Annotated in this window: 1 pseudogene; it reads left to right on the top strand. The window is 56.8% G+C overall.

What is annotated here, in order from left to right:
• Nucleotides 1-82: 82 nt before the first annotated feature.
• A pseudogene (locus GOV87_RS20310) lies at nt 83-1,468 on the top strand (IS1182 family transposase).
• Nucleotides 1,469-1,540: the final 72 nt, after the last annotated feature.

A 1,540-nucleotide genomic window follows, 5' to 3' on the forward strand; every position in this document is an offset into this window, starting at 1 on the left:
GGGCTTATTTTGTTGAAAAACTCTTCCTTGATCGACGCATGAACTGCTGATTCAATTCTTCCAATGGGCGGGAGGATTGGCGATGATGGGACCGAAGCTGGAAGCGCAATCGTCGCTGTTCTATGAGTTCTCATTGGAGAACCACGTTCCCCAAGAGCATCTGCTGCGCTCGATTGATCGCTTTGTCGATTTGAGCAGCATTCGAGTGCATCTCGCGGATTTCTACAGCCACACTGGTCGTCCATCGGTCGATCCTGAACTGCTGATCCGGATGCTGCTGGTCGGCTATTGCTTCGGCATTCGCTCTGAGCGACGGCTATGCGAAGAGGTGCATCTGAACCTGGCATATCGATGGTTCTGCCGCCTCGATCTGACCGACCGTATCCCGGATCATTCCACGTTTTCCAAGAACCGACACGGGCGTTTCCGGGAGAGTGAGCTTCTGCGTCACCTGTTTGAAACGACTGTCGCGCGGTGCATCGAAGAAGGTCTGGTCAGCGGTCAGCGCATGGCAATCGATGCCAGCTTGATCGAAGCCGATGCAAACAAACAAAACTCAACGCCAAAGGAAGAATGGGATGCATCAACCATCGATCCAGAAGAAGCGCCTCGTGCGGTCCGCGAATATCTCGACACTCTGGATGAGGCGGCTTTCGGAGCTGCGAGCGAGGTGCAGCCCAAGTTCACCTCGCATTCTGACCCTGCCAGCCAATGGACCGCGGCCCGCAAAGGTCCTGCTTTCTTCAGCTATTCCGACAATTACCTGATCGACACGGATCACGGGGTTATAGTCGACGTGGAAGGCACCAGATCAATCCGGCAGGCAGAGGTCGGATCGACCAAGACAATGCTGGACCGCGTGAAAGCGAAGTTCGATCTACATCCGGAGCGCTTGATCGCGGACACGGCCTATGGCACCGGGCCGCTCTTGGGCTGGCTTGTCGACCGCAACATCGCCCCGCACATTCCGGTCTTCGACAAGTCCGGGCGCAACGACGGCACCTGGACCCGCGCTGACTTCGAGTGGGATGCAGAAAACGACCAATACATCTGCCCTGAAGGTCACGCCCTTAAGCAATTCCGTCGCAACTACTCAGACCCGAACCGGGGCCCGACCGGCAAGGGTACGGCGCGCTATCGTGCACTGAAAGAGGTCTGTCAGGCCTGCCCATCCAGGGCCAAGTGCTGCCCGAACGCAGATGCGCGCAAGATCACCCGCGAAGAACACGAAGACGCCCGTCAGGTCGCCCGCGACATCGCAAAGACCAAACAATACGACATCTCGATGAAGCTCAGAAAGTAGGTCGAGATGCTCTTCGCACACCTCAAACGCATTCTCGGCCTGGGACGGCTCCGATTACGAGGACCATGCGGCGCAAATGACGAATTCCTGCTCGCCGCCACCGCCCAGAACCTCCGCAAATTGGCGAAGATCTTTCCTGCACCGCAGCAAACGCGCAAAGCCTGACCAGAAAGGCGCTCGCGCTCTGTTCAGCTCATCACTTTCTGCGTCAGCAACACGTTGTTTTTCAACAGAATC

Source organism: Ruegeria sp. HKCCA5426, from assembly GCF_013034585.1.
GTDB lineage: Bacteria > Pseudomonadota > Alphaproteobacteria > Rhodobacterales > Rhodobacteraceae > Ruegeria.